We start from the raw sequence: 2,415 nt of genomic DNA, 5'->3' as shown, positions 1-2,415 counted from the left end.
TCTTTAATTTCATCAGCAATTAGACTTGTTACGTCATAATCAGCATCGTCGATCACTTCTTGTGATACTGGAATGTAACCACGATAAGTTGCAATATCATATTTCACTTCTGTGATAGTAGGCTTTGCTAGTTCTGGATTTGCCGCAAGTTCAGCAACCGAGTTCATTTTTGAGCCTGATTTTTTAATTACAGGATATTTGCCAGATCCACTATTAACTTTTGCCACATTAACTAATTTAGATAAGTCAATTTCTTCTGTTGGAGTAACCTGTGGGCTAAGTAGTTCTTCTGGGATTAATGCTCCGCCTTCTACAGATGTAAATCCTGCACGTTCTTTTACAGACCCTTTTGAGCGAACATATTCGTTAATTGCCTCGCGTGTTTCCACTTTATTTGTCATTGATCGTTTGCCTCCTGCTTTAGGTTTCTTTTGATTTGTTGCCTCAATATCATTTTCTAGATCTGCGATTTCATCTTCTAATGAAGTTTTTTCATCTTTCGCATTTGTAAGGGCTTCTTCGGTATCTTTAACTTGTGTTTCAAGTAAATTTAGATCTTCTTCTGAATCAATTCCCTCGATAGCACCTTCAAGCTCGTTTAGCTTAGTAATTAATTCAGTAATTTTATCTTCTACAGATTTTAATGAGCTACGTTTCATCGTTAATTTAGCTCCTAATAAAACTGGATTAGCCATTGGATAATCGCTCCTTTAATTGTTTTTTACGTTGTTCTAATTTTTGTTTCTGCATGGCTTCAACATCTTTTTGACGTGCTGCAATATCTGTTTGAGGATACGCAGGAAAAGCCGTAATTGATACTTCTAAGAGTTCAGCTTCTATTACGCGCCATTTGTAAGTACCGTCCTCTCTTGGCATGTACTCTTCTTTAATAGGATAGAATCCAAATGAACAGCCTCGCACTTTGCCTGTTTGTACTTTTCTATACGCACTCTTTGCGTTTGGGTCCTCTAAGTCGATTACCGCACGCCCCCATAACCCTTTATTGTCCGATTTGATTTCTAAAGTACCACTACCAAAACTAGCAAGTACAATTCTAGAATCGTGGTTATCTAAGCACATAATGTCGTTGTTTCGTAAACTTGTATCAAATGCTCCAGGAGCGATTTCTTCATAGGCTCCTTGCCATAGTTCCGTCTCTTGGTCATAGAGTACAAAATAGCCCTCAATTACTGCCTCGTTTTCATTCTCCACTGCTCTTGTTTGTAAGTCTGATGTAAAATGCATATGACGTTTTTTACTCATCATTCTCACCACCTTTCAGCTTTGATTGTTCGCTTAACTTATTTGCTGGAATGTAGTTTTCTAAGATGATAAGTTCTTGCATTTCTACATCTGGATCAAGCCCTATCCAATCCCGTAACTCATTACGTCTCATTGCGTTTCTATCTATCATCTGTGTTCCTGCTGATACCATTTCATCTAAGTTATAACTGTATAAACTACGTGGATTTAAACGGAAAAACCAGTTTGGATTGTGTAGAAGATCTCGCGTTAATGTTTGCGCTATAATTTGACCGATTGCATAAATTCGTGTGTTTATAAAATTGGTATAGGCCTCTTTATTAAATTCACCCACTCCAAGAAAAAAGGCTGGAACATCTAAAAGTCCAGCTACAGTCTTCTTATCTAATTCAACACCTTCATTTATAGCAATGTCTTTTAAAGATAATGGTTTAACTTGGTGTACATTGATTAAGTCCGCAGGCACTACCCAAGGCGTTCCTCCGTCTGTTTCATCTACATACTTTTTAAGAATACTGTCTCGTCCTTCTTTAGTTGTCAGTTCCTCAGTCATTGCATCAACTGATAAAATTAAAGAAGGCATATATTTACCACTCATAAAACTATTTTTCGTCTTATTTGCCTGCGCTAAATTCTTAACTACATCATGTAAAGCTACCCGATAACCGTTGCCCTTATACGGATAATTTGGATCAGGATTCAGTACAAAATGAAGCACTTCTTCGGGCTTGTAAGTAACTCCTTCATAATTAATGATGTAGTTGCCATCTAAATCCTCGTAGGAAACAGCTTGCATCTGAAATGGTGTCAGGTCTTCAATTAAACCTGTCTTTTTATCCACACCAATATGAACGATTGAATTTCCGTTTCCATATAAAAGTAAATCTGAAACGATTTTATATAGCCACCCTTTACGTGTCATATTTCGGTGTGGTTCAATATCGATCTTTCTAGACAATGAATTACGTACTCGTTTGTCACCTTGTTCAGTGTTTTCCATTAAATGAATCGTCATATTAGACACTAAGTCAGCGATTTTATTAACTGCAATCACAACGTCTGGATGCTCTGACAATTTTACATATCCTAATGCGTCAATATCTCCAAAAGAAATAGGAATAGACGACGTAATAGACCTTTGTTTCTTCTTAC

General features: G+C 36.8%; 3 protein-coding genes. All 3 read right to left on the bottom strand.

Annotated elements, in window-relative coordinates; all coding sequences use genetic code 11:
- Positions 1-695: phage major capsid protein (locus C7B89_RS22745; RefSeq protein ID WP_115674654.1), on the bottom strand; the 695-nt coding region annotated here is incomplete at its 3' end.
- Positions 688-1,263, bottom strand: a complete 576-nt coding sequence (locus C7B89_RS22740; protein ID WP_115674653.1) for an HK97 family phage prohead protease — start codon at positions 1,261-1,263, stop codon at positions 688-690. The genes C7B89_RS22745 and C7B89_RS22740, both read right to left, overlap by 8 nt.
- A partial coding sequence (locus tag C7B89_RS22735) for a phage portal protein (protein WP_208644749.1) occupies positions 1,256-2,415 on the bottom strand: 1,160 nt, incomplete at its 5' end. The genes C7B89_RS22735 and C7B89_RS22740, both read right to left, overlap by 8 nt.

The sequence above is a fragment of the Lysinibacillus capsici genome (genome assembly GCF_003367505.1).
Classification (GTDB): domain Bacteria; phylum Bacillota; class Bacilli; order Bacillales_A; family Planococcaceae; genus Lysinibacillus; species Lysinibacillus capsici.
This window is presented reverse-complemented; position numbering and strand designations above follow the sequence as displayed.